Raw genomic sequence first — 24,402 nt, 5'->3', positions numbered from 1 at the left:
GGAGCCTAAATGGTTCATGCCTGGAAGGGAACGTGATATGTACTTCACTCCATCGAGGGATCGAACATGTATGCGACTCTGGACTACTGTGAGTTCAGACGAGGGTGGCGTTACAACGGCTCTACCAGGCCTCGGTACCCTCTGAGCGGCGACCGAAGCCGCGCCCTTACCCATCAGGGCGCCACCTGAAATTCAGCGAGGAGCGAACCGCGTGACCGCCGAGACGTCCGTGCCGTCCACAGCGCTGCTGGCAGGAGCAGACCGGGACGGTTCCAACTACACCGCGCGGCACCTCCTCGTCCTCGAGGGGCTCGAAGCCGTGCGCAAGCGCCCGGGCATGTACATCGGGTCGACCGACAGCCGCGGTCTGATGCACTGCCTGTGGGAGATCATCGACAACTCCGTCGACGAGGCCCTGGGGGGCTATGGCGACCACATCGAGGTGATCCTGCACGACGACGCCTCGGTCGAGGTCCGTGACAACGGCCGCGGCATCCCGGTCGACGTCGAGCCCAAGACCGGTCTCTCCGGCGTCGAGGTCGTCATGACCAAGCTGCACGCCGGCGGCAAGTTCGGCGGCGGCTCGTACGCGGCCTCCGGCGGTCTGCACGGCGTGGGCGCCTCCGTGGTCAATGCCCTGTCCGCGCGGCTGGACGTCGAGGTGGACCGCAACGGCCACACGCACGCGATCAGCTTCCGGCGCGGTGTGCCGGGCGCCTTCGCGGCGAACGGGCCCGACGCCAAGTTCGAGGCCGGCAGTGGTCTGCGCAAGGCCAAGAAGATCCCCAAGAACCGCACCGGCACGCGCGTGCGGTACTGGGCCGATCGTCAGATCTTCCTCAAGGACGCCAAGCTCTCCCTGGAGAACCTCCACCAGCGTGCCCGCCAGACCGCGTTCCTGGTGCCCGGCCTGACCATCGTCGTCCGTGACGAGTACGGGCTCGGCGAGGGCGGGAGCAAGGGCGAGGAGTCCTTCCGTTTCGACGGCGGCATCAGCGAGTTCTGCGAGTACCTGGCCACCGACAAGCCGGTCAACGACGTCCTCCGCTTCTCCGGTCAGGGCAGCTTCAAGGAGACCGTTCCGGTCCTGGACGAGCACGGTCAGATGACCCCCACGCAGGTCACCCGCGAGCTCGACGTCGACGTCGCGATGCGGTGGGGCACGGGCTACGACACCACCCTGAAGTCGTTCGTGAACATCATCGCCACCCCCAAGGGCGGCACGCACGTAGCGGGCTTCGAGACGGCCGTGACCAGCACGCTCAACGAGGTCCTGCGCGCCAAGAAGCTGCTGCGCGTGGCCGAGGACGACATCGTCAAGGACGACGCCCTGGAAGGCCTCACCGCGGTCGTCACCGTGCGACTCGCCGAGCCGCAGTTCGAGGGGCAGACGAAGGAGGTCCTCGGTACGTCGGCGGCCCGCCGCATCGTGAACACCGTGATCGCCAAGGAGCTCAAGGCGTATCTCACGTCCACGAAGCGGGACGCGGCGGCCCAGGCCCGGGTGATCCTGGAGAAGGCCGTCGCCGCCGCCCGGACCCGGATCGCCGCCCGCCAGCACAAGGACGCGCAGCGCCGGAAGACGGCCCTGGAGTCCTCGTCGCTGCCGGCCAAGCTCGCCGACTGCCGCAGCGACGACGTCGATCGCAGTGAGCTGTTCATCGTCGAGGGGGACTCCGCGCTCGGCACGGCGAAGCTCGCCCGGAACTCCGAGTTCCAGGCGCTGCTGCCGATCCGCGGAAAGATCCTCAACGTCCAGAAGTCGTCCGTCACGGACATGCTGAAGAACGTCGAGTGCGGCGCGATCATCCAGGTCATAGGGGCGGGGTCCGGCCGCACCTTCGACATCGACGCGGCCCGTTACGGCAAGATCATCATGATGACCGACGCCGATGTCGACGGCTCGCACATCCGATGCCTTCTGCTGACGCTGTTCCAGCGCTACATGCGGCCCATGGTCGAGGCCGGCCGGGTGTTCGCCGCGGTGCCTCCGCTGCACCGCATCGAGCTGGTCCAGCCGAAGAAGGGCCAGGACAAGTACGTGTACACGTACTCGGACCGCGAGCTGCGCGAGAAGCTGATGGAGTTCCAGACCAAGGGGGTCCGGTACAAGGACTCGATCCAGCGGTACAAGGGCCTCGGCGAGATGGACGCCGACCAGCTGGCCGAGACGACGATGGACCCGCGGCACCGGACCCTGCGTCGGATCAATCTCGCCGACCTGGAGTCCGCGGAGCAGGTCTTCGACTTGCTGATGGGCAACGACGTGGCGCCGCGCAAGGAGTTCATCTCCGGGTCGGCGGCGACGCTGGACCGGTCGCGCATCGACGCCTGACGCCTGACTCCGACGGGGCTGGGGAGGGCGTCCCCGCCCCGGCCCCACTGCCGACGGGCGGGGTCTCCACCCACGGGTGGAGACCCCGCCCGTTCGAGGATCCACCCATGATCCACCCCCGCTCCGATCTGCTGACCTGCACATTTCCGTAGCGTCGAAGGGGTCGGCGGCATCCGCTGCCGGCAGACCCTTCTTCGCCCACGGAGGCTGTGATGTCGGGGCTCGTCGATGCGTTGCTGATCGTGGCCGTGGCCGTTGTGGTGATCGCCCGCCAGTTCCGCGCAAGCCGGATCGACACCGGGCGGCGCTGGTGGTTGCTGCCCGTCGTCCTGGCGGTGGTGGCACTCCGCGAGCCGGGGCTGGTGGACGCCCGGCACCACGCCGCGTCGGTCACCCTGCTCGCCGCCGAACTGCTGACCGGCCTCGCCGTCGGAGTCGGCTGGGGCTGGACGACCCGGACATGGGTGGAACCCGACGGCGCGGTGTGGAGCAAGGGCACCAGAGCGACCGGGATCGTCTGGGCCGTCGGCATCGGACTGCGGGTCGGTCTCTTCGCGCTCGGGGCCGCGCTCGGCGTCCACCAGGGCTCCTCCGCCCTGTTGCTCGCCCTGGCGGCCACGCTGATGGTCCGCTCAGGGATCCTCGTCCGGCGCGCACAGTCCACGCGCCCCACCGCCGCACATTCCCCGGCGTACGGTGACCCCACGTTCGGGTCGGCGGGGAAGGAGCGTGCGTGACGGAGAACGCCTGGACACGGTGGCCCTCCCGGGAGGCGCTCGGGCGTACGGAGACCTCGGGCCCGCGACGCCTGCTCGGCCGGGTGGTGCGGGCAGTGGTGCTCGCCATGCTTCTCTACAGTGCGCTCACCAGCAGTCATGTGCGTGGCTGGGGCGCGCTCGGAGCGGCGGCCGGCGTCCTCCTCGCCGCGCTCGTCGCGTGGGCCCTCTACCGCACCACCCTCGCGCACCGGCTCGGGCCCTCCCTCGCCCTCTTCGGCGTGCTCCTGGTGATCGCGGCCACCGCGCAGACCACCGAATTCCGGGTCGGAGCCCTCGTCCTCTGGTGCGGATGCGCGATCACCGCGCTGGAGCGGCTGCCGCTCGCGTCCGCCCTGCCGGTGACCGCGCTCGCCCTCGCGTCGTACGCCGCGGTCAACGACGACGTCTGGCTGACCACCGCGGCCACGACCGCCGGGCTCGCCCTGGCCGGGTACGTCCTGCGGCTGGACGCCGAGGCCCGCGGCAGTGCCCAGCGGCTGCTCGCCCAGGAGCGGGCCGCGCGGGCGGCGGAGGCGGAGTCGGCGGCCCTCGCGGAACGGGCCCGCATTGCGCGGGAGATCCACGACGTGCTGGCGCACAGCCTCTCCGCGCAGCTCGTGCACCTGGAGGCCGCGCGGCTGCTGATCGAGCGGGGCGCCGACCGGGACCGGATCCTCGAACGGGTGGTGGCGGCCCGGGGCATGGCCCGTGACGGTCTCGCCGAGACCCGGCAGGCGCTGTCGGCGCTGCGCGGGGAACTGACCCCGCTGGAGGACTTCCTGACCCGGCTGGTGGGCGCGACCGATGGTGCCGAGACCACCATTACGGGTGAGCGCAGACCCCTGTCGGCGGAGGCGTCGCAGACCGTGCGGAGAGTCGCCCAGGAAGCCCTGACCAACGTCCGCAAGCACGCGGCCGGGGCCAAGGTGCGGGTGCTGCTGGAATACGGCGAGGACCAGGTGAGCCTGGTCGTGCGGGACTCGGGAGGCTCAGCGGGCGAACTCGGCGCGTCGGGAGCCGGGTACGGTCTGCTGGGCATGCGGGAGCGTGCGGAGCTGCTGGGCGGCTCGCTGGAGGCCGGGCCGGACGAGGAGGGGTTCGTGGTGGCGTTGAGGGTCCCCGCATGACGGAAGGGGCGGAGGAGAAGCCCGCGCGGGTGGTGGTGGCGGACGACCAGACCGTGGTGCGCGAGGGCATCGTCATGTTGCTGGGGCTGCTGCCGGGAATCGAGGTCGTGGGATCCGCGGGGGACGGGGACGAGGCGGTGAAGCTCGTCGCCGAACTCGCCCCGGACGTGGTGCTGATGGACCTGCGCATGCCGCGGTGCGACGGCGTGGAGGCCACCCGGCGCATCCGGGCGGACCATCCCGGGACGCAGGTCGTGGTCCTCACGACCTTCGCGGACGACGAGTCGCTGTTCCCGGCGCTGAGAGCCGGGGCCCGCGGCTATCTCACCAAGGACGCGGACGGCGAGGAGATCGTGCGGGCCGTGCGGAGCGTGCTGTCCGGGGACGCGGGGCTGTCGCCGAGCATCCAACGCCGGTTGCTGGAGCGCCTGTCGGACGCCGAGCCCCGGGTCACGGCATCCGAGGAGGCTTCGGACGGCCTCACAGCGCGGGAGACCGAGGTGCTGGTGCTGATCGCCGAGGGGCTCAGCAACCAGGAGATCGCCCGCGAGCTGCATGTCTCCACCGCGACTGTGAAGACCCACATCAACAATCTCTTCGCCAAGACGGGACTCAAGGACCGGGCTCAGGCAGTGCGTTACGCATACGCGAAGGGCCTGGTGCGGCCGCCCGCGGGCTGAGTCACCTGATGGGGTGAAGAGCGCGGGGAAGAAGAGTCGGGGATCTTCCCGTTCTGTCCATCCTTGGGCATGCAGTCAAGCAACGGTCGCCCGCGCGGTGGCGGGGGTGGTGTCGAGCGTTCGTTCGGCAACCACGACGGTCAGGATCCGGCTTGCACCGATGCGGTCGCAAGCTCCGGGAGCGTGCGCTACGACGATCCCTGGTACGACGCACTCGCCTCCGGCTGGGGCGAGTCGGACGGCGTGGCCGCGGGCGGGCCCGAGGGTGCGTCGGCGCGCCAGGAGCGGGAGACCCCGGCCGTGGCCGCGGCCGACGTGTACCTGGAGGTGCAGCGCAGCGCCGCGTTCCAGGAGGTACGCAGGCGCTACCGAAGGTTCGTGATCCCCGCGGGCGCCGCGTTCTTCGCCTGGTACGTGGCCTATGTGGTGACCGCCACGACCGCACCCGGTCTGATGGCGCGGCCCGTGGCGGGCGCCGTGAACGTGGCGATGGTGGCGGGTCTCGGTCAGTTCCTGACGACCTTCCTGCTCACCTGGGCCTATGCCCGGCACGCGAGGCTGCGCCGGGACCGGGCCGCACTCGAACTGCGGTGGGACACCCAGGAACTGACGCGTGGCGTCCGGGGCGGCGCGTCGTGACGGGAAACCATCAGACCCTGGCATTGCTGCTGTTCAGCGCCTTCGTGGCCGTCACGCTGGCGATCACGACCTGGGTGGGTCGGCACCGGCGCGGTTCGGCCGAGGAGTTCTACGCCGGCGGTCGGCTCTTCTCCCCGATGGAGAATGGTTTTGCCATCGCGGGCGACTACATGTCGGCCGCCTCCTTCCTCGGCATCTCCGGGCTCATCGCGCTCTTCGGCTACGACGGGCTGCTGTACTCGGTGGGCTTCCTCGTGGCCTGGCTGGTGGTGCTGTTCCTGGTCGCCGAACTCGTGCGCAACTGCGGGAGGTTCACGCTCGCCGACGTCGTCGCGGCCCGGATGCGGGAGCGCCCGGTACGGATCGCGGCGGGAACTTCCTCGGTCACCGTGTCCGTTCTGTATCTGGTGGCGCAGATGGTGGGGGCGGGCAGCCTGGTCGCGCTGCTGCTGGGAGGTACCGGCGAGGCGGCCCAGTCCTGGACCGTCATCGGCGTCGGTGCGCTCATGGTGATCTATGTGTCGTTGGGAGGGATGCGGGCCACCACCTGGATCCAGATCGTCAAGGCGGTCCTGCTGCTGGGCGGCACCGTCACGCTCACCGTGCTCGTCCTGGTGCGCTTCCACGGCGACTTCGACCATCTGCTGCTCACGGCGGCCGAGCGCAGCGGCCACGGCGAGTCGTTCCTGGCGCCGGGGCTGAAGTACGGCGGGGACTGGACCGCGCGGTTCGACTTCATCAGCCTCGGACTCGCGCTGGTGCTGGGCACGGCCGGGCTGCCGCACATCCTGTCCCGCTTCTACACGGTGCCCACCGCACGGGCGGCACGGCGTTCGGTCGTCTGGGCGATCGGGCTCATCGGTGGCTTCTACCTGATGACGATCGTCCTCGGGTTCGGCGCGGCGGCCATCGTGGGACCGGATGCCGTACGCGGGTCGAACGCGGCGGGGAACACGGCGGTTCCGCTGCTGGCGCTCGATCTCGGCGGGGGCGCGGGCTCCACCGGAGGAACGGTTCTGTTCGCGATCGTCGCCGCCGTGGCCTTCGCGACGATCCTCGCGGTGGTCGCCGGGATCACGCTCGCCTCCTCGGCGTCCGTGGCCCATGACCTCTACGCCTCCTTGCGCCGTCGGCGCGCCAAGCCGCGCAGCGAGGTCGCGGTGGCCCGTACCGCGGCGGTCGGCATCGGGGTGGTGGCGATCGCCCTCGGCCTGCTGGCACGGGATCTCAACGTCGCGTTCCTCGTGGGCCTGGCCTTCGCCGTCGCCGCGTCCGCCAATCTGCCGGTGCTGCTCTACTCGCTGTTCTGGCGCGGGTTCACGACACGCGGTGCCGTGTGGTCGGTGTACGGCGGACTGGTTCCGGCGGTGCTGCTCGTGGTGCTGTCTCCGGTGGTGTCGGGCAGCCCCGAATCACTGTTCCCCGGGGTCGACTTCCAGTACTTCCCGCTGCAGAACCCCGGGCTCGTCTCGATCCCGCTCGGCTTCGTCGCCGGCTGGCTGGGCACCGTCACCTCGGCGGAACTGCCCGACGAGGCCAAGCACGCGGAGACCGAGGTGCGGTCGCTGACGGGAGCGGGAGCGGTGTGACAGGCGAGGCCTCCGTCGTCGTACGAGACACGGCGGTGCGGGACGCATACGACGGGCGGGACTGACATCTGCGGGGTTCGCGTCCGTATGTAAGGCGGGCACGGTTCCTTCCCCCGCCCCCACGGGCCGTGCCCTCAGGCGCGGGTCGCCCACACGTAACGGTGTTCCGGGCGACCCGCGTCGCCGTACTTGAGGGTCAGCCTGGCCCGTCCCGTGCGTTCCAGGAGCTTCAGATAGCGCTGGGCGGTCTGGCGGCTCACGCCGGTCCGTTCGGCGATCTCCTGGGCCGAGAGGGGGCCGTCGGCGTTCATCAGGGACCGGCGGACGAGCTCCGCGGTGGTGGGGGAGTGCCCTTTGGGCAGTTCGGGCTCCGACGATGCGGACAGCGCGCCGAAGATGCGGTCCACCTCGGCCTGTTCCGCCTCCCCGCCGCCGTCGATCGTGCGGCGCAGCTGGGCGTACGCCTCCAGCTTGGCGCGCAGGCCCGCGAAGGCGAAGGGCTTGACCAGGTACTGAACGGCGCCGTGCCGCATCGCCGCCTGAACGGTCGTCACGTCCCGGGCGGCCGTCACCATGATCACGTCCGTCTGGTGGCCGCGGCGGCGCATCTCCTGGACGACCGAGAGGCCCGTCTCGTCGGGCAGGTAGTGGTCCATGAGGACCAGGTCCACGTGCGGCAGCGTCGCCAACCGGTCCAGGGCCTGCGCCGCGCTGTGCGCCTCGCCGGCCACGTGGAAGCCCGGCACTTTCTCGACGTAGGCGGCATTGACCCGGGCGACCCGGGTGTCGTCGTCCACGACCAGGACCTCGATCATCGCGACTCCTCCTCGGTGACGGCCCCTGCGGCCTGCGGTGCGGTGAGCGCGGGCTCCGGGCCCGGCTCCGCCAGGGCGTCGGGCAGGACAACGGTGAACTCCGCGCCTCCGCCGCCCGCCTCGCCGACCGTCGCGCTGCCACCTTGCCGCTCGGCGAGCCTGCGCACCAGGGAGAGCCCGATGCCGCGTTCCCGGTGCGCCGGGGGCTTCTTCGTGGACCACCCTTCGGTGAAGATCAACTCCCGGTGCTCGACCGGGATTCCCGGCCCGGTGTCGCGCACCCTGAGCACGGCGGTGCTGCCCTCCGTGCGCAGTTCGACCTCCACGCGCGCGTGCGGCGTGCCCGCGGCGGCGTCCAGCGCGTTGTCGACCAGGTTGCCGAGGATCGTGACGAGCCCGCCGGGATCGACCAGCCGGTCCGGCAGCCGGGTCCGGTCGGAGACCCACAGCGCCACCCCGCGCTCGGCCGCGACGGTCGCCTTGCCGACCAGCAGCGCGGCGATCAGCGGGTCCTCGATCTTCTCGGTGACCTGTTCCGCGGTGGCGCGATGGTCGCCGACGACCTCTCCGACGAACTCCACGGCGTCGTCGTACATGTCCAGTTCGAGCAGCCCGAGGAGCGTGTGCATGCGGTTGGCGTGCTCGTGGTCCTGGGCCCGCAGGGCGTCGATCAGGCCGCGCGTGGAGTCGAGTTCCCGGCCCAGCTGTTCCAGCTCGGTGCGGTCGCGCAGGGTGGCGACGGCGCCGCCGTCGTCGGTGGGCATGCGGTTGGCGACCAGCACCCGCTGGCCGCGCACGGTGAGCAGATCGGTGCCCGTCACCCGACCCGCCAGGACGTCGGCGGTACGGCCCTCGCCGAGCGCCTCCTCCGGGGAACGGCCCACGACCTCGTCGCCGATGCCCAGCAGCCGCTGCGCCTCGTCGTTGAGCAGGCGGACGCGACCGGCGCGATCCAGGGCCACGACGCCCTCCCGGATGCCGTGCAGCATCGCCTCGCGCTCGGCGAGCAGCCCTGAGATGTCCGAGAAGGCCAGGTCGCGGGTCTGCCGCTGGACCCGGCGGGAGATGAGCCAGGCGGCCAGCGCGCCCACGGCGAGGGCGCCGCCGGCGTAGGCGAACAGTCCGGGGATCGCGTGGATCAGCCGGGCCCGCACGCTGTCGTACGCGATACCGACCGAGACCGCGCCGACGATCTCGCCGTCGCTGTCGCGCAGGGGCACCTTGCCCCGGGCGGTGCGGCCCAGGGTGCCACTGTCGATCTGCATGACCTCCCCGCCGGCCAGGGCCTGGCCGGGGTCGGTCGAGACGGTCCTGCCGACCTCGCTGGGGGTGGGGTGCGACCAGCGCACGCCTCGCCAGTCCATGACCACGATGTACTCGGCGTGGGTGGCCCTGCGGATCTGCTCGGCCTGCCGCTGGACGGGGCCGTCGGTCAGCGGAGGCGTGTTCTTGACCTCCTCGGCCAGCCGTGGCTGGGCCGCGGTGGTCTGCGCGATCGCCAGGGCACGGCGCATCGCCTGGTCGTCCAGCTGGTCGCTGAGCGGTGCCAGGAACAGCCCGGTCGCGAGCACCGCGACCCCCGCGGCGATCGCCAGCTGCATCAGCAGCACCTGGGAGAACGCCCGCCGCGGCAGCCCGACACGCAGGCGGCGGACGAGGGGAGTGGGGCGGCTCATACCCATGACGGTACGTGGGTGTGCCGGAGCTGCCGCAGGGGGTGTGGTGTGGATCTCTTGATCAATGTCTTGATCGCGATACAGGGTCCCGACCGGTGGACCGCGGGAGCCGCGCCCGTGAAGGCGGTTCCGTCAGCCCGCGGGCGCGGCCGTCGTCGGCAGCTCGTGCACCGCCACCACCTCCATCCGGGCGGGCGAGCCGAGCACCGACGTCCCGCAGGTCTCCGGGCGGGGCGGCAGGGCGGCGTCCTGGGACACCGAGACGCGCCAGCGGCGCCCGTCGACATGGGCGACGGTCACCTCCCAGCGCGGTGCGGCGCCCTCCGTGCGGACGACGGTCAGCGCCTCCGCCGTGTACTCACGCGCCGCCGTGCGCACGGCCAGCTCGGCCGCCTGGCCGGGCCGCTCCCAGGCGGAGTTCCCGCGGCACCCCTCGACCACGACGCGCCCCTCCTGGACGCTGTGCAGGACCTGCTTGACGGCATGCGCCTCGGCCCGGCCGTAGGCGTATCCGTACGGCAGTACGAGCAAGGTCGGCGAGAAGCGGTGACCACCCAGATGGGTGACCTCCCAGACGCCGTCGACGCCGGAGGAGGCCAGTTCGGTGGCGAGCGGACGACCGAGGAGCGCGCAGCAGCGGTCGCGCTTGCCGTTGGTGCACACGAGGGCGAGCGGTTCGCCGGTGTGCGGGCGCCCGTCGAGCGCCGCGTCGAAGGTGCGGTGGTCGCCCCGGCCGAGCGCGGCGAGGTCGACGTCGAGGAGGCGGTGCGGGTCGCGGGTGGTGGCGGTCCGCAGCCACACGTTCCCCGGCACCGTGTGGGCCGCGTACACCTTCCGGGCCTCCGGAGTACCGCTGTCGGCGTGACGCCCGGGGCGGCGGATGAGGGCCACGCGTACGCCCGTGCCCTTCGCGGCCGTCTCCAGGGCGCGGCCCAGTACGGGGTCCAGGTGGCTCGAAGTGAGCGCCTGGGCACCCCAGGGACCGGGCTGTTCCAGGAGCAGCCAGGTGGTCGCCGTGACCGCGGTCCCTGAAATGGGCTCGTCGAGCTCCCGGGAGACGGTTGAGCACATACTCACAGAGGTGAGCCTAACCTGACTTGCGCCAGGGCGACTTCCGGAGGGCCGGGTGTCCTACTCGGGCAGGGGCTGCGGCGGGCGCGGCCCCACGTAGTGACCGCTCGGGCGCATCCGCAGCGGGCGCTCGCCGTACTCCTCCAGGGCGTGGGCGATCCAGCCCGCCGTACGGGCCACGGCGAAGACGGTCTCACCCGCCGTGGCGGGCATGCCGGAGGAGGCCGTGAGCACGGCGAGCGCCAGGTCGACGTTGGCGTGCAGGGGAGCGTGGCGCGCGGTGGTGGCGACGATGTCGCGGGCCGCCAGAAGTGCGGGCTCGGCGCGCGGAATCTCCTCCAGGAGGGCGAACAGGGCACGCGCGCGTGGGTCCTCGCCGGGGTACAGCCGGTGTCCGAGCCCGGGAATGCGTCGCCCGGCCCGTAGTTCGTCCGCGATCACAGGGGCAGCGTCACCCCGGTCCAGTACGTCGAGCAGGAGCCTGTGGGCCAGGCCGCTGGCCGCGCCGTGCAGCGGACCCTCCAGCACGCCGAGCCCGGTGGAGACGGCCGCGTAGGCGTGGGCGCGGGCCGAGGCGGCGACACGCACCGCGAGAGTGGAGGCCGCCAGGTCGTGGTCGACGAGCAGTGCGAGCGCCCGGTCCAGGGCGCGCAGGGACGCCTCGTCGGCGGGCCGGCCGCTGAGCCTGGTCCACAAGCGGTGAGCCAAAGGACCGCCCTCCTGGTCGTCGTACCCCATCGGAGGGAGGGCGGCGACCAGGGTGGGGATGAGGACGCGCGCCGTGCCGAGCACGGCCTCCTCCGAAAGATCGAAGCGCAGCGGGTCCGCGACCGCGGCGGCGATCGCCGCGACCCGCAGCCGGTCGGTGGGCGCGGTGTGTTCGGGCAGTGCGTCGACGGCCCGGCGGGCGACGGCGACGGCGGCCTCCGGTGCCGTGAACGTGGCGCCGGGGCGCAGTCTGCCCGTCCACAGCCACTCGGCGACCTCCTCGTAGGAGTGCCGTGCGGCCAGCTCGGTCGCGTCCACGCCCCGGAAGTAGTACCGGTCGGTGTCGATGAGTGTGAGGCGGGTCCGTACGGCCGGCTCGCCACCGGATCCCGGACTCCCGCCGCTCTCACGCCTGTTGCGCCGGGCGAGCGCCTCCACCTCCTTGGCGTCGAAGGTGCTGCCCCGGCCGCCCGGTACGCGACGGCTGGAGAGCTGGCCGCGGCTCACATAGGCGTACACGGTCTCGGGTTTCACGCCCAGCAGTTCGGCGGCCTCCTTGGTGGTCAGCCGCTGTTCGGCGAGGTCGGGGCGGGGCTCGTGATCGCGCATAAGAGGTCACCGTATCCGCAGCTCGGCATGTTGATTCGTGAAGGTTGATTCAATCAATATTGACAGAGATTAAGTCAATCATGGACAGTCAAATCAATCTGAAGGGGAAGGATTCAAGGAGGAATCATGTCCGTCAAGAGTTCGGCCAACAGCTCCATCAACGGGTCCGGAGGCGTGCTCGTCGACGTGCCGCGAGGGCTCGCGGGGGTCGTCGTCGCCGACACCGAGATCGGTGACGTGCGGGGAGCCGAGGGGTTCTACCACTACCGCCAGTACTCGGCCGTCGAACTCGCGCGGACCCGAGGGTTCGAGGACGTCTGGCATCTGCTCGTCCACGGTGAGCTGCCGGACGCCGCCCGCTCCGCCGCCTTCGCCGCCGAGACCGCCGCGCTGCGTCGGCTGCCCGCGGAGGTGTCGGCCGCCCTGCCCGCCATCGCCGCGGCCGGTGCGGGGTCGGGGCCGCTCGCGGGGATGCGTACGGCGTTGTCGTTGCTGGGTGCGGCGAAGGGCTTCCGTCCTGTCTACGACCTCGATGCGGACCGGCGGCGTCGGGACGCGCTGGTCGCCGCCGCGGCTGTGCCGACGCTGCTGACGGCGTTGCACCGGTTGGGGAGGGGGCTGGATCCCGTCGAGCCGCGGGAGGATCTGTCGTACGCCGCGAACTACTTGTACATGCTCACGGGGGCCGAACCCGATGCCGAGCGGGCCCGTGCCATCGAGCGGTACTTGATCTCAACCATTGATCACGGCTTCAACGCATCAACCTTCACGGCGCGGGTCATCGCGTCGACGGGTGCGGATGTGGCGGCCTGTCTCGTGGGGGCGGTGGGGGCGTTGTCCGGGCCGTTGCACGGTGGTGCTCCCAGTCGGGCGCTGGACACCCTGGACGCGATCGGCACGCCCGACCGCATCGACTCCTGGATTCGTGAGCGTGTGCTGGCCGGCGAGCGGATCATGGGCTTCGGTCACGCCGTGTACCGCACGGAGGATCCGCGGTCCCGGATGCTGCGGGAGATCGCCGAGCGGTTCGGGGGTCCGCGTGTCGCCTTCGCGGTCGAGGTCGAGCGCCGCGTGGAGCGCATCCTGGCCGAACTGAAGCCGGGGCGGGAGTTGCACACCAACGTCGAGTTCTACGCGGGTGTGGTCATGGAGCTGTGCGGTCTGCCTCGCGAGATGTTCACCCCGACGTTCGCCGCGGGGCGGGTCGTGGGCTGGAGCGCCAACATCCTGGAACAGGCGGCCGACCCGAAGATCATCAGGCCGGCGGCTCGGTATGTGGGGCCGGGGGCGCCGGTGGCGGTGCCGGGGGTTGCCTGAGGGCTTGGGCGCTCCCCTGTCCGCGTCCGCTTCCGATGTATAAGGGCTCGGCACCGCCTGGTGCCGAGCCCGGGATGGTACGTGTCAGCGAGCCGCGTGATCAGGCATCGGGGATGTCCCTCTTCGCCTCGATCAGAGTCTCCCGGCTGATGACGACGATGCGCTCGTAGTCGGCGCGGGAAGCGTCGGCGGGCAGTTGCCGGTCGAGTGCTTCCGTGGCTTCCGTGCCGATGATGGCGAAGTTGCCATCGCTGAGTTCGAAGATGTCCGGGCAGGTTCCTGCGTTCAAGCTCGGGGATGACCGGCGTTGCCGGGGCGCCTTGCCGAGCCGTCGTACGACTTTCACTTCCGCGTCCACCTGGTGTTGGCCTCCCCTGTTTGCGGGCTTGAGCGCTGCCCTGGAACCGTCGACGTGTGAGTCCCCTGCGCGGAGCAGGGCCACGGGTGTGCGAGAGCTTCCGGCGCCAAGAGGAATGTCGGTCTTGGCGTGAATCAGGGTTTCACGTGTGACCACGACGATGCGGTCGTCCTTGGTCAGGGGTGTACCGGTCGGAAGGTGTGCATCCAACCCGTTCGTGGCGTCGGTTCCGATAACGGCGAAGTTACCATCAGCCAACTCGAAGATATCTGGGCAATTCTGTCCGGACACACTTCCGCGAGCTCTGGGAGAAGTGCCGAGCCGACGGACGATCTGAATCACTGTTCAAGTTCCCCTTGGTCTCAAGGTCTGGGCGCCTGCGCGCTGCGCGGTGCGATGCGACCCTGTGGGGCTGCTACCTCGACGACCGAGCGGCATGGAGCGACGGTTCAACGGGGGTCGACCCTTAACGCGATCGCGGAGCAGTCAACCCTGTTGGCATCAGGGGAAACGCGTGAATTTGCCAGTTCGTTATCGCCCGACGGTGTGATGCACCCGGAACGGCACATCGGTGGACGAAACTTCACGTCGGGGGCGATGCGGAGTCGGTGCTAGTCGGCCGGGGGCTCGCCCACGACCCACCACTCATCGCTGTCTGCTTCCTCGAGTTGGCGCAGCAGGTCGTCAACCAACCGTCCGAGTTCCGCCTCTTCGGATGCATCGATCAACGTGGCCCGATGAGGGCGAGTGGCCCGCCAATACTCCCTGAAGATGGGATTCTGCAGGATTCCTCGGGCAAATCCGAAGAATTCCTCGCGGCTGATGTTGCCAATGCGGTAGTAGCAGAGGGCATTGGTGTAGAGGGCGTTGGCGAACAGGTACTGGCGCTGCTTCTTGGCGGAGACGGCTTCCTCGTAGGTGTCGAGCACCTCGGCGAGTTCGGGATCGTCCATGGCCTTGCTCAGTAGCTCCCAGTGCAGGCGCTGCTGCTGGGCGATATTGGTGTCGCGCTGAGCCTGCGCGGCCTGTTCCAGGTGCTCCACGCGCACGCGCAGCGAGTCGATGGCCTGGCGCTGTGCGGTCAGGAGCGCAAGGGCTCCCGTCGCCAGGCCCAAGCCTGCCGCCGTGACTGCCCCCCATCCCCGTATTGCACGCTTCTGTGTGGCCATGTCAACCCCCGAATCAGGCGGCCGTCCGCCGGTCGTCGGGGTGCGGGTCGACTGTAGGGGACCGGCGAGCGGTGGGCGGCGCTTGCCGTCTCCCAGGGTGCCGAGCGGCTCTGATCGGCGGGGGAGGCGGAGACGAGGCGCACGGAGGGATGTGAGGGTCGCACGAACCGGCGCCTTGACGAACGTCTGCCCCGCAAGTGCTGCTAACAATCGTTCACTTCGCGGTGATTCTTCCGGCTCGTATCCTGGGTGCGCATTCAATCCTCGTACGTGCGCAAGGGGACGGACCGGCGCACGCGGTGGCGTGAGAGAGGGAGCGCGTTGAGTCGGAGTCGGCAGCAGATCCCGGTGGTCGTCCTGGCCGGATTCCTGGGTTCCGGTAAGACCACGCTTCTCAACCACCTCCTCCATCGCAGCGGCGGCAGCCGTATCGGGGCCATCGTCAACGACTTCGGTGCCATCGAGATCGACGCGATGGCGGTCGCCGGCGCGCTCGGCGACTCCACCGTCTCCCTCGGCAACGGCTGCCTGTGCTGCGCGGTGGACGCGAGTGAGCTCGACGTCTATCTGGAGCGGCTGGCCCGGCCCGAGACCGGGATCGACGTCATCGTCATCGAGGCCAGCGGTCTCGCCGAGCCCCAGGAGCTGGTGCGGATGCTGCTCGCCAGTGACCATACGGGCGTTGTGTACGGCGGACTGGTCGAAGTGGTCGACGCCGCGGAGTTCGACGCGACGCGCGCGAAGCACCCCGAGATCGACCGGCACCTCGCGCTCGCCGACCTCGTGGTGGTCAACAAGCTCGACCGGGCCGACAGCGGCGAGCGGGTGCTCCGTCAGGTCGGTGAGCTCGTCGACCGGGCCGCTGTCGTCCCCGCCACCTACGGCCGCGTCGATCCCGAGTTCCTCTTCGACTGCCGGCCGAGCGAGGAGCGCATCGGGCAGTTGTCCTTCGATGACCTGCACGATCATCACCGCGGCGAGCACCGGCACGACGACGATGACCACTCAGGCCATCTCCACGCCTCCTACGACACCCTCTCCTTCGCCTCCGAAGTCCCCCTCGACCCGCGTCGGTTGATGGGGTTCCTCGACAGCAGGCCCGAGGGGCTGTACCGGATCAAGGGGTACGTCGACTTCGGGGCGTACGACCCGCGGAACCGGTACTCCGTCCACGCCGTCGGCCGGTTCCTGCGGTTCTACCCGGAGCCCTGGGCTGCCGCCGACCCCCGCCTCACTCAGCTCGTGCTCATCGGCTCCGGGATCGACGCGCCCGCGCTCGGCAAGGAGCTGGAGGCGTGCAGGAGCGACGCCCCGCACACCGCCGACGAGCACGGTATGTGGGGCGTCCTGAGGTACGTACCGGATCCCGACGAGGGGGATCCTGAGGAACGGCGTCCGGAGGATCCGCCCGCCTAGACCGGTCCCGCCACCACCGACACCGTCTTCGCCAGGGACACGCCCGAGCCGTCACGGCGGGGGTCCATCTCCGGGAGGTCGGCCGGGGTGCCGTTCTTCTGGGCCGCGCGGGCCGGGACGGGGCCCGCCCAGGCCAGGGAGAGACAGTCCTCGCCCTTCAGGAAGCGCTGGCACCGTACGCCACCTGTGGCGCGGCCCTTGCGCGGGTACTGGTCGAACGGCGTGAGCTTGGCCGTCGTCTGGACGGAGTCGTCCAGGGTGCCGCGCGAGCCCGCGACCGTGAAGACGACCGCGTCCGCCGCCGGGTCCACCGCGGTGAAGGAGATGACCTTCGCGCCGTCGGTGAGCTTGATACCGGCGACGCCGCCGGCCGGACGGCCCTGGGGCCGGACCTGGGACGCCTGGAAGCGCAGCAGTTGGGCGTCGTCCGTGATGAAGACCAGGTCCTCCTCGCCGGTGCGCAACTCGACGGCGCCGACGATGCGGTCACCCTCCTTGAGGGTGATGACCTCCAGCTCCTCCTTGTTGGACGGGTAGTCGGGGACGACCCGCTTGACGACGCCCTGCTCGGTGCCGAGCGCGAGGCCCGGGGAGGACTCGTCGAGCGTGATCAGACAGGCGACCGTCTCGTCGCCCTCCAGGGAGACGAACTCCGAGACCGGGGCCCCGCCCGAGAGGTTCGGCGCGGCCGTCGTCTCCGGGAGCTGGGGAAGGTCCACGACGTTCACCCGGAGCAGGCGCCCCAGGGACGTCACCACGCCGATCTCGCCGCGCGCCGTGGCCGGTACCGCCGAGACGATCACGTCGTGCTTGGCGCGCTTGCCGTCGCCGTCCTCCGGGAACGGCTCGCCGTTCGCCGTACGGGCCAGCAGGCCCGTCGAGGAGAGCAGGACGCGGCACGGGTCGTCCGCCACCTGGAGGGGGACGGCCGCGGTCGCGAGGCCCGCCGCGTCCAGCAGAACCGTACGCCGCGGGGTGCCGAACTTCTTGGCCACCGCGGCCAGTTCGGCGGAGACCAGCTTGCGCAGCTCGGCGTCCGAGTCGAGGATCCGGGTCAGCTCGGCGATCTCCGCGTTGAGCCTGTCCTTCTCCGACTCCAGCTCGATGCGGTCGTACTTGGTGAGCCGCCGCAGGGGCGTGTCCAGGATGTACTGCGTCTGGATGTCGCTCAGCGAGAAGCGCTCGATCAGGCGCTCCTTGGCCTGCGCGGAGTTGTCGCTGGAGCGGATCAGACGGATGACCTCGTCGATGTCGACCAGGGCGGTGAGCAGGCCCTCGACCAGGTGCAGCCGGTCGCGCCTCTTGCCGCGGCGGAACTCGCTGCGGCGCCGCACGACCTCGAAGCGGTGGTCGAGATAGACCTCCAGGAGCTCCTTGAGGCCGAGGGTGAGGGGCTGGCCGTCCACCAGCGCGACGTTGTTGACGCCGAAGGACTCCTCCATCGGGGTCAGCTTGTAGAGCTGCTCCAGGACGGCCTCCGGGACGAAGCCGTTCTTGATCTCGATGACCAGACGCAGGCCGTGCGCCCGGTCGGTGAGGTCCTTGACGTCCGCGATGCCCTGGAGCTTCTTCGAGCCGACCAGGTCCTTGATCTTGGCGATCACCTTCTCCGGGCCGACCGTGAAGGGCAGCTCGGTGACGACGAGGCCCTTGCGGCGCGCGGTGACGTTCTCCACCGAGACCGTGGCGCGGATCTTGAAGGTGCCGCGGCCCGTCTCGTAGGCGTCCCGGATGCCGGTGAGGCCGACGATCCGGCCGCCGGTGGGCAGGTCGGGGCCCGGGATGTGCTTCATCAGGGCGTCCAGATCCGCGTTCGGGTAGCGGATCAGGTGGCGGGCGGCGGAGATGACCTCGGAGAGGTTGTGCGGCGGCATGTTGGTGGCCATGCCGACCGCGATGCCGGAGGCGCCGTTCACCAGGAGGTTCGGGAAGGCGGCGGGCAGCGCGCCCGGCTCCTGCTCCTGGCCGTCGTAGTTGGGGGCGAAGTCGACGGTGTCCTCGTCGATGGACTCCGTCATCAGGCTCGCGGCCTCGGCGGCGCGGCACTCGGTGTACCGCATGGCGGCCGGCGGGTCGTCGTTGCCCAGGGAACCGAAGTTGCCGTGGCCGTCGACCAGCGGGACGCTCATCGAGAACGGCTGGGCCATGCGCACCAGGGCGTCGTAGATCGACGCGTCGCCGTGCGGGTGCAGCTTGCCCATGACCTCGCCGACGACACGGGCGCACTTCACGTAGCCGCGGTCGGGGCGCAGGCCCATCTCGTTCATCTGGTAGACGATGCGGCGGTGCACCGGCTTGAGACCGTCGCGGGCGTCCGGCAGGGCGCGGGAGTAGATGACCGAGTACGCGTACTCGAGGTACGAACCCTTCATCTCGTCCACGACGTCGATGTCGAGGATCCGCTCCTCGTACGAGTCGTCGGGCGGCGGGGTCTTCGTGCTGCGGCGGGCCATCGCTGCCGGCTCCTCTTTTCTGGTCGCTCGCCTACGGGTCGCTCACGTCGGCCCTTTGGCTCACTCTTGCTGAAGCGTGAACGGGATCTGACGCGGACCATTGTGGACCGCGGCACTGACAGTCCGGGCCAGGACCCGGCTGAGCCGCCCGGCCCGGCGCGACACAGTGCCTCCCTCACGGTTGCCCGCAGGCTACGCGATCCGCTGTGGGCGTACGTGCTCCGGGAACTTCGCCGAGCCTCCGCACGCTTGCATACAGTGGCAGGACCGGCAGGAAAACCGCGGTTTCGACGACCGCGTCAGCCATTGAAGGGACGTACATGCCCATGGGTCACACGGCCACAGACCAGGCAGGCACCGGGGGCCTGACAGCGACCGAGCACCGCCTGGCCAACGGGCTGCGGGTGGTGCTCTCCGAGGACCACCTGACCCCGGTCGCGGCGGTGTGCCTCTGGTACGACGTCGGCTCGCGCCACGAGGTCAAGGGACGTACCGGCCTGGCTCACCTTTTCGAGCACCTCATGTTCCAGGGCTCCGGACAGGTCAAGGGCAACGGCCACTTCGAGCTCGTCCAGGGCGCCGGCGGCTCGCTCAACGGCACCACCAGCTTCGAGCGCACCAACTACTTCGAGACCATGCCCACCCACCAGCTGGAGCTCGCCCTCTGGCTGGAGGCCGACCGCATGGGCTCCCTGCTCGCCGCCCTGGACGACGAGTCGATGGAGAACCAGCGGGACGTCGTCAAGAACGAGCGCCGCCAGCGCTACGACAACGTCCCCTACGGCACCGCCTTCGAGAGGCTGACCGCCCTCGCCTACCCGGAGGGCCACCCCTACCACCACACCCCGATCGGCTCGATGGCCGACCTGGACGCGGCCACCCTGGAGGACGCGCGCGCGTTCTTCCGCACGTACTACGCGCCGAACAACGCCGTTCTGTCGGTCGTCGGCGACATCGACCCCGAGCAGACGCTCGCCTGGGTGGAGAAGTACTTCGGCTCCATCGCCTCGCACGACGGCAAGCCCACGCCGCGTGACGGCTCGCTGCCCGACATCATCGGGGAGCAGCTGCGCGAGGTCGTCGAGGAAGAGGTCCCCGCGCGCGCGTTGATGGCCGCCTACCGGCTGCCGCACGACGGCACGCGCGCGTGCGACGCGGCCGACCTGGCTCTCACGATCCTCGGCGGCGGCGAGTCCTCCCGCCTCTACAACCGGCTCGTGCGCCGCGACCGTACGGCGGTCGCGGCCGGATTCGGTCTGCTGCGGCTGGCCGGGGCGCCCTCCCTGGGCTGGCTGGACGTGAAGACCTCCGGCGACGTCGAGGTGCCGGTCATCGAGACCGCCATCGACGAGGAGCTCGCCCGGTTCGCCGCCGAGGGCCCCACGGCCGAGGAAATGGAGCGCGCCCAGGCCCAGTTGGAGCGCGAGTGGCTGGACCGGCTCGGCACCGTCGCCGGCCGTGCCGACGAACTGTGCCGGTACGCCGTGCTGTTCGGCGACCCGCAGCTCGCCCTCACCGCCGTCGGGCGCGTCCTCGACGTGACGGCCGCGGAGGTCCAGGAGGTCGCCAAGGCCCGCCTGCGCCCCGACAACCGCGGGGTCCTGGTCTACGAACCGACCGCCCCGACCGAGATCGCCCAGAGCGCCGAGGACGCCGAGGGTGCCGACGACCCGGAGTCCGCGGCGACCGTGGAAGCCACCGACCAGAACGAGGAGGCGGCCAAGTGACCGAGCTCGCCACGATGGAGTTCCACCCCCAGCCGCAGGCGGGCGAGCCCAAGGTCTGGGCCTTCCCCGCTCCCGAGCGCGGGACGCTCGGCAACGGCCTGACGGTCCTGCGCTGCCACCGCCCCGGCCAGCAGGTCGTCGCCGTCGAGGTGCTCCTGGACGCCCCCCTGGAAGCCGAACCGGCCGGCCTGGACGGCGTCGCCACGATCATGGCGCGCGCCTTCTCCGAGGGCACCGACAAGCACGACGCCGAGGAGTTCGCCGCCGAACTGGAGCGCTCCGGTGCCACCCTCGACGCGCACGCCGACCACCCCGGTGTCCGGCTGAGCCTCGAAGTGCCCGCCTCGCGCCTGCCCAAGGGCCTCGGTCTGCTCGCCGACGCCCTCAGGGCGCCCGCGTTCGCCGACAGCGAGGTCGAGCGGCTGGTCCGCAACCGCCTGGACGAGATCCCGCACGAGCTGGCCAACCCGGGCCGTCGCGCGGCCAAGGAGCTCTCCAAGGAGCTGTTCCCGGCGACCTCGCGCATGTCCCGGCCCCGCCAGGGCACCGAGGAGACGGTCGGGGCCATCGACGCCTCGGCCGTCCGCGGCTTCTACGAGAAGCACGTCCGCCCGGCCACCGCCACCGTCGTCGTGGTCGGCGACCTCACCGGCATCGACCTCGACGCGCTGCTCGGCGAGACCCTCGGCACCTGGACCGGCTCCACGGCCCAGCCGCGGCCCGTGCCGCCGGTGACCGCCGACGACACCGGCCGGGTCGTCATCGTGGACCGCCCCGGCGCCGTCCAGACGCAGCTGCTGATCGGCCGGATCGGTCCGGACCGGCACGCGCGCGTGTGGCCCGCGCAGGTGCTCGGCACGTACTGCCTGGGCGGCACCCTGACCTCCCGCCTGGACCGCGTGCTGCGCGAGGAGAAGGGCTACACCTACGGCGTGCGGGCGTTCGGGCAGGTCCTGCGCTCGGCCCCGGACGGCTCGGGTGCCGCGATGCTCGCCATCAGCGGCTCCGTCGACACCCCGAACACCGGCCCGGCCCTCGACGACCTGTGGACCGTGCTGCGCACGCTCGCGGCGGAGGGACTGACCGACGCCGAGCGCGACGTCGCCGTGCAGAACCTGGTCGGCGTGGCCCCGCTGAAGTACGAGACGGCGGCCGCCGTCGCCGGCACCCTGGCCGACCAGGTCGAGCAGCACCTGCCGGACGACTTCCAGGCGACGCTGTACCAGCAGCTCGCCGCCACCGGCACCGTCGAGGCCACCGCGGCCGTCGTGAGCGCCTTCCCGGTGGACCGTCTGGTGACGGTCCTCGTCGGGGACGCGGCAGCGATCAAGGAGCCCGTCGAGGCCCTCGGTATCGGCGCCGTCACGGTCGTGACGGCAGAGTGACGACAGAGTAGGGACACACACGCCGGGCCCTGGTGACTGATGAGTCACCAGGGCCCCCGTATGTCCGAATTAGGGGAGAGGTTGCCTGTCTGCCCTGTGGCATGCGCTACAAAACCCGCGATCTGTTTGGGGATTGAAAGTCGCCCCGCTTAGCGTCTTCCGGGCTGTCCGTCAGGCACCGCGCCGCATCCGCGGCACCGGACAGTCATCGCCGAGTCCCCGTACGGCGCGAGCCAGGGGAGCCGGGGACCCACACCAAGTCCCTGGGGTGAATCGGACGCCCGCGCACCGCGAGGGGGTCCGTAGGAGACCTTCCTGCTCCGAACCCGTCAGCTAACCCGGTAGGCGAGAGGGAAGGAAAGGACCAGCCACTCCATGGCGTTCATCTGCGCCACCGGGAAGCACCGTCGTCCCAGTCGGACGAAGCGCACCACCGCCCGGGCCGCGAGCGTCGCAGCGCTCACCACCACCGGCGTCATCGGCACCCTGGCCGCCCCGGCGCTCGCCGCCGAGCCCGCCCCCGAGCAGACCGGTCTCATCCCCGTCGTCACCCTCGGCGACTCCGTCGCCGCCCAGATCGACGCCCAGGCCGACGCGCAGAAGCAGGCCGCCGAGGAGGCCGCCCGCAAGAAGGCCGCGGAACTCGCCCGCAAGAAGGCGGCCGAGAAGGCCAAGAAGGAGCGCGAGGCCGAGGAGCGCGCCGCCCGCGCCGCCGCCGAGCGCGAGCGCCTCAACCGCTACGTCACCCCGATCTCCGGCTCGTACATCTCGACCGGCTACAAGGCCGGTGGCGCCGTCTGGTCCTCCGGCAGCCACACCGGCGTCGACTTCCACGCCGCGAGCGGCACCGCCGTCCACGCGGTCGGCTCCGGCACCGTCGTCGAGGCCGGTTGGGGCGGGTCGTACGGCAACAACATCGTGATCAGGATGAACGACGGCACCTACACCCAGTACGGCCACCTGTCGTCCATCGCCGTCTCGGTGGGCCAGACGGTCACCCCGGGCCAGCAGATAGGCCTCTCCGGCGCCACCGGCAACGTCACCGGCCCGCACCTGCACTTCGAGGCCCGCACGAGCGCCGAGTACGGCTCGGACATCGACCCCGTCTCCTACCTCCGCTCGCACGGCGTGAACGTCTGACGACGGACGGCGTGAACGTCTGACGACAGGCGGCAGGACCCCGAGGCCCCGGCTCCCGAGCCGGGGCTTTCGCCGTTTCCGGGGGCCGTCTGTCCAAAAAATATCCATGGATTCCGGTCCGCCGTCGGAAATTCCCGCTGATTGCAATAGAGTCACGGAACACGCGTCCATCGTCGACGTTTCACGGGGATTAAAGCGGAGGTCGGTCATGCGTATTCCGGCGCACTCGGTATGCACGGCGATCCGGGACGACATCGTCGCGGGTGTCTACGAGCGCGGCAGCCGGCTCACCGAGGAACTGCTCGCGCGCCGCTACGGCGTCTCGCGCGTCCCCGTCCGGGAGGCTCTGCGCACGCTGGAGGCGGAGGGCTTCGTGGTGACCCGGCGGCACGCGGGCGCGTGCGTCGCGGAACCCACCGAGCAGGAGGGCGCCGACCTGCTGGAGATGCGCCTGCTGCTGGAGCCGCTCGCCGCCTCCCGGGCCGCCCAGCGGCGCACCGAGGCCCACCTGAAGGTGCTGCGCGGGCTGGTCCGGCTGGGCCAGGAGCGGGCCAGGCGGGGCAACAGCGACGACCTGCGCTCGCTGGGCGGCTGGTTCCACGAGACGCTCGCCCAGGCCTCCGGCAGCCCCGCGATGTCCTCGATGCTCACCCAGCTGCGGCACAAGATCGCCTGGATGTACACGGTGGAGGCGCCGGCCGACCCGGTGGAGTCCTGGGCGGAGCACGGCGCGATCGTGGACGCCGTGGCGCGCGGCGACGGGGACCGCGCGCGGGCGATCACGGCACTGCACACCGAGCGCTCCACGGCCGCGCACCGCCCGCGGTTCGGCTCCGGCCCGGAGCGCGGGGAGCGTGTGAGGAACTCGCAACATCCCGTAAACATGTCCGGCCTGCGGCATTAACACGGGCGCCGTATACAAAGAGCAGGTAATTCGCGGGGGATTATTTCCGCTGCCTGTTTGCGGAAAATCAGGGTGTCCGTGAACGGGAAAGCGTGTGTCCGCGAACGGGAAATGTGAAGGGCCCGCCCGATAATTCGGACGAGCCCTTCGGTGCTGCGTTACGGCGTCTTTCGCCAGGTGGCTCAGACGGTCTCCGGAAGCTCCTCCAGCCCCTCGGAGACCAGCTTCGCCAGACGGTCGAGGGCCACGTCCGCGCCCTCGGCGTCGGAGGCGAGGACGATCTCCTCGCCGCCCTGTGCGCCCAGGCCGAGGACGGCCAGCATGGAGGCCGCGTTGACGGGGTTGCCGTCGGCCTTGGCGATCGTCACCGGGATACCTGCGGCCGTGGCGGCCCGGACGAAGATGGAAGCGGGGCGGGCGTGAAGGCCCTCGGCCCAGCCGACGTTGACGCGGCGCTCAGCCATGTGATGCTGCCCTTCGGTGTTCAGGGTTGTCTAGACCAGTGTTCCACAACGTGAAGCATGCC

The 24,402-nt window shown here is 70.7% G+C and carries 20 protein-coding genes, 1 pseudogene and 1 riboswitch; of the genes and pseudogenes, 12 read left to right on the top strand and 9 right to left on the bottom strand.

Going from position 1 to position 24,402, the window contains the following annotated elements:
- Positions 1 to 211: 211 nt before the first annotated feature.
- The 6 genes from K4B79_RS33675 (at position 212) to K4B79_RS33650 (ending at position 7,128) form a co-directional block, all read left to right on the top strand.
- The gene (locus K4B79_RS33675) at positions 212 to 2,335 is read left to right on the top strand and encodes a DNA gyrase/topoisomerase IV subunit B (protein WP_232031107.1); all 2,124 of its coding nucleotides are present in this window, start codon (positions 212 to 214) and stop codon (positions 2,333 to 2,335) included.
- Between the two features lie 212 nt (positions 2,336 to 2,547).
- On the top strand, positions 2,548 to 3,072 hold the full coding sequence (locus tag K4B79_RS33670) for a DUF1453 domain-containing protein (RefSeq protein ID WP_232031106.1): 525 nt from the start codon (positions 2,548 to 2,550) through the stop codon (positions 3,070 to 3,072).
- Complete coding sequence (locus tag K4B79_RS33665; protein WP_232031105.1) at positions 3,069 to 4,220, top strand: sensor histidine kinase; 1,152 nt, start codon at positions 3,069 to 3,071, stop codon at positions 4,218 to 4,220. The genes K4B79_RS33670 and K4B79_RS33665 overlap by 4 nt, the downstream gene beginning before the upstream one ends.
- Positions 4,217 to 4,900: a response regulator transcription factor gene (locus K4B79_RS33660; RefSeq protein ID WP_232031104.1), complete on the top strand. Its 684-nt coding sequence runs from the start codon at positions 4,217 to 4,219 to the stop codon at positions 4,898 to 4,900. Before K4B79_RS33665 ends, K4B79_RS33660 begins: the two co-directional genes overlap by 4 nt.
- A gap of 69 nt (positions 4,901 to 4,969) precedes the next feature.
- A complete protein-coding gene (locus tag K4B79_RS33655; RefSeq protein ID WP_232031103.1) occupies positions 4,970 to 5,539 on the top strand; it encodes a DUF485 domain-containing protein in 570 nt (189 codons plus the stop codon).
- Positions 5,536 to 7,128 carry a solute symporter family protein gene (locus K4B79_RS33650; protein WP_232031102.1) on the top strand — a complete coding sequence of 531 codons (1,593 nt, stop codon included), beginning with the start codon at positions 5,536 to 5,538 and terminating at the stop codon, positions 7,126 to 7,128. The genes K4B79_RS33655 and K4B79_RS33650 overlap by 4 nt, the downstream gene beginning before the upstream one ends.
- Before the next feature lie 134 nt (positions 7,129 to 7,262).
- Here the strand turns inward: K4B79_RS33650 and K4B79_RS33645 are convergent, their stop codons facing one another.
- The 4 genes from K4B79_RS33645 to K4B79_RS33630 form a co-directional block, all read right to left on the bottom strand.
- A complete protein-coding gene (locus K4B79_RS33645; RefSeq protein ID WP_232031101.1) occupies positions 7,263 to 7,943 on the bottom strand; it encodes a response regulator in 681 nt (226 codons plus the stop codon).
- Positions 7,940 to 9,619: an ATP-binding protein gene (locus tag K4B79_RS33640; RefSeq protein WP_445276265.1), complete on the bottom strand. Its 1,680-nt coding sequence runs from the start codon at positions 9,617 to 9,619 to the stop codon at positions 7,940 to 7,942. Before K4B79_RS33640 ends, K4B79_RS33645 begins: the two co-directional genes overlap by 4 nt.
- 132 nt (positions 9,620 to 9,751) lie before the next feature.
- Positions 9,752 to 10,696, bottom strand: coding sequence for a sucrase ferredoxin (locus K4B79_RS33635; protein ID WP_232031099.1), 945 nt, complete (start codon positions 10,694 to 10,696; stop codon positions 9,752 to 9,754).
- A gap of 54 nt (positions 10,697 to 10,750) precedes the next feature.
- Entirely contained in the window at positions 10,751 to 12,007 is a 1,257-nt protein-coding gene (locus tag K4B79_RS33630; protein ID WP_232031098.1) for a citrate synthase, read from the bottom strand.
- Positions 12,008 to 12,133: 126 nt separating this feature from the next.
- Between K4B79_RS33630 and K4B79_RS33625 the strand changes: the two genes are divergently transcribed.
- Positions 12,134 to 13,324, top strand: coding sequence for a citrate synthase/methylcitrate synthase (locus K4B79_RS33625; protein WP_232031097.1), 1,191 nt, complete (start codon positions 12,134 to 12,136; stop codon positions 13,322 to 13,324).
- A gap of 100 nt (positions 13,325 to 13,424) precedes the next feature.
- Here the strand turns inward: K4B79_RS33625 and K4B79_RS33620 are convergent, their stop codons facing one another.
- The 3 genes and pseudogenes from K4B79_RS33620 to K4B79_RS33610 all read right to left on the bottom strand — a co-directional run bounded on the left by K4B79_RS33620 (position 13,425) and on the right by K4B79_RS33610 (position 14,851).
- On the bottom strand, positions 13,425 to 13,670 hold the full coding sequence (locus tag K4B79_RS33620; protein WP_232031190.1) for a hypothetical protein: 246 nt from the start codon (positions 13,668 to 13,670) through the stop codon (positions 13,425 to 13,427).
- 123 nt (positions 13,671 to 13,793) lie between these two features.
- Positions 13,794 to 14,021, bottom strand: a pseudogene (locus K4B79_RS33615) (hypothetical protein); the annotation flags it as partial.
- 272 nt (positions 14,022 to 14,293) lie between these two features.
- Positions 14,294 to 14,851 (bottom strand): DUF6082 family protein, encoded by a 558-nt coding sequence (locus K4B79_RS33610; protein ID WP_232031096.1) that lies wholly within the window; start codon positions 14,849 to 14,851, stop codon positions 14,294 to 14,296.
- Positions 14,852 to 15,172: 321 nt separating this feature from the next.
- Between K4B79_RS33610 and K4B79_RS33605 the strand changes: the two genes are divergently transcribed.
- Positions 15,173 to 16,267, top strand: a complete 1,095-nt coding sequence (locus tag K4B79_RS33605; protein ID WP_232031095.1) for a CobW family GTP-binding protein — start codon at positions 15,173 to 15,175, stop codon at positions 16,265 to 16,267.
- On the opposite strand, the gene K4B79_RS33600 is transcribed toward K4B79_RS33605, so the two are convergent.
- Positions 16,264 to 18,720 (bottom strand): DNA gyrase/topoisomerase IV subunit A, encoded by a 2,457-nt coding sequence (locus tag K4B79_RS33600; RefSeq protein WP_232031094.1) that lies wholly within the window; start codon positions 18,718 to 18,720, stop codon positions 16,264 to 16,266. The two genes, K4B79_RS33605 and K4B79_RS33600, sit on opposite strands and share 4 nt — an antisense overlap.
- 326 nt (positions 18,721 to 19,046) lie before the next feature.
- Here K4B79_RS33600 and K4B79_RS33595 point away from each other — a divergent pair, with 326 nt between their 5' ends.
- From K4B79_RS33595 to K4B79_RS33580, 4 genes are all read left to right on the top strand, one after another.
- On the top strand, positions 19,047 to 20,447 hold the full coding sequence (locus K4B79_RS33595) for a M16 family metallopeptidase (RefSeq protein ID WP_232031189.1): 1,401 nt from the start codon (positions 19,047 to 19,049) through the stop codon (positions 20,445 to 20,447).
- Positions 20,444 to 21,832, top strand: coding sequence for a M16 family metallopeptidase (locus K4B79_RS33590; RefSeq protein WP_232031093.1), 1,389 nt, complete (start codon positions 20,444 to 20,446; stop codon positions 21,830 to 21,832). Before K4B79_RS33595 ends, K4B79_RS33590 begins: the two co-directional genes overlap by 4 nt.
- 199 nt (positions 21,833 to 22,031) lie before the next feature.
- Positions 22,032 to 22,195, top strand: a riboswitch (cyclic di-AMP (ydaO/yuaA leader).
- A gap of 12 nt (positions 22,196 to 22,207) precedes the next feature.
- A complete protein-coding gene (locus tag K4B79_RS33585; protein WP_232031092.1) occupies positions 22,208 to 22,972 on the top strand; it encodes a M23 family metallopeptidase in 765 nt (254 codons plus the stop codon).
- 208 nt (positions 22,973 to 23,180) lie between these two features.
- On the top strand, positions 23,181 to 23,876 hold the full coding sequence (locus K4B79_RS33580) for a GntR family transcriptional regulator (protein WP_232031091.1): 696 nt from the start codon (positions 23,181 to 23,183) through the stop codon (positions 23,874 to 23,876).
- A gap of 182 nt (positions 23,877 to 24,058) precedes the next feature.
- Here the strand turns inward: K4B79_RS33580 and K4B79_RS33575 are convergent, their stop codons facing one another.
- Positions 24,059 to 24,340 (bottom strand): HPr family phosphocarrier protein, encoded by a 282-nt coding sequence (locus tag K4B79_RS33575; protein ID WP_067441040.1) that lies wholly within the window; start codon positions 24,338 to 24,340, stop codon positions 24,059 to 24,061.
- Positions 24,341 to 24,402 lie beyond the last annotated feature (62 nt).

The sequence above is a fragment of the Streptomyces lincolnensis genome, assembly GCF_021173675.1.
Lineage (GTDB): Bacteria > Actinomycetota > Actinomycetes > Streptomycetales > Streptomycetaceae > Streptomyces > Streptomyces lincolnensis_B.
This window is presented reverse-complemented; position numbering and strand designations above follow the sequence as displayed.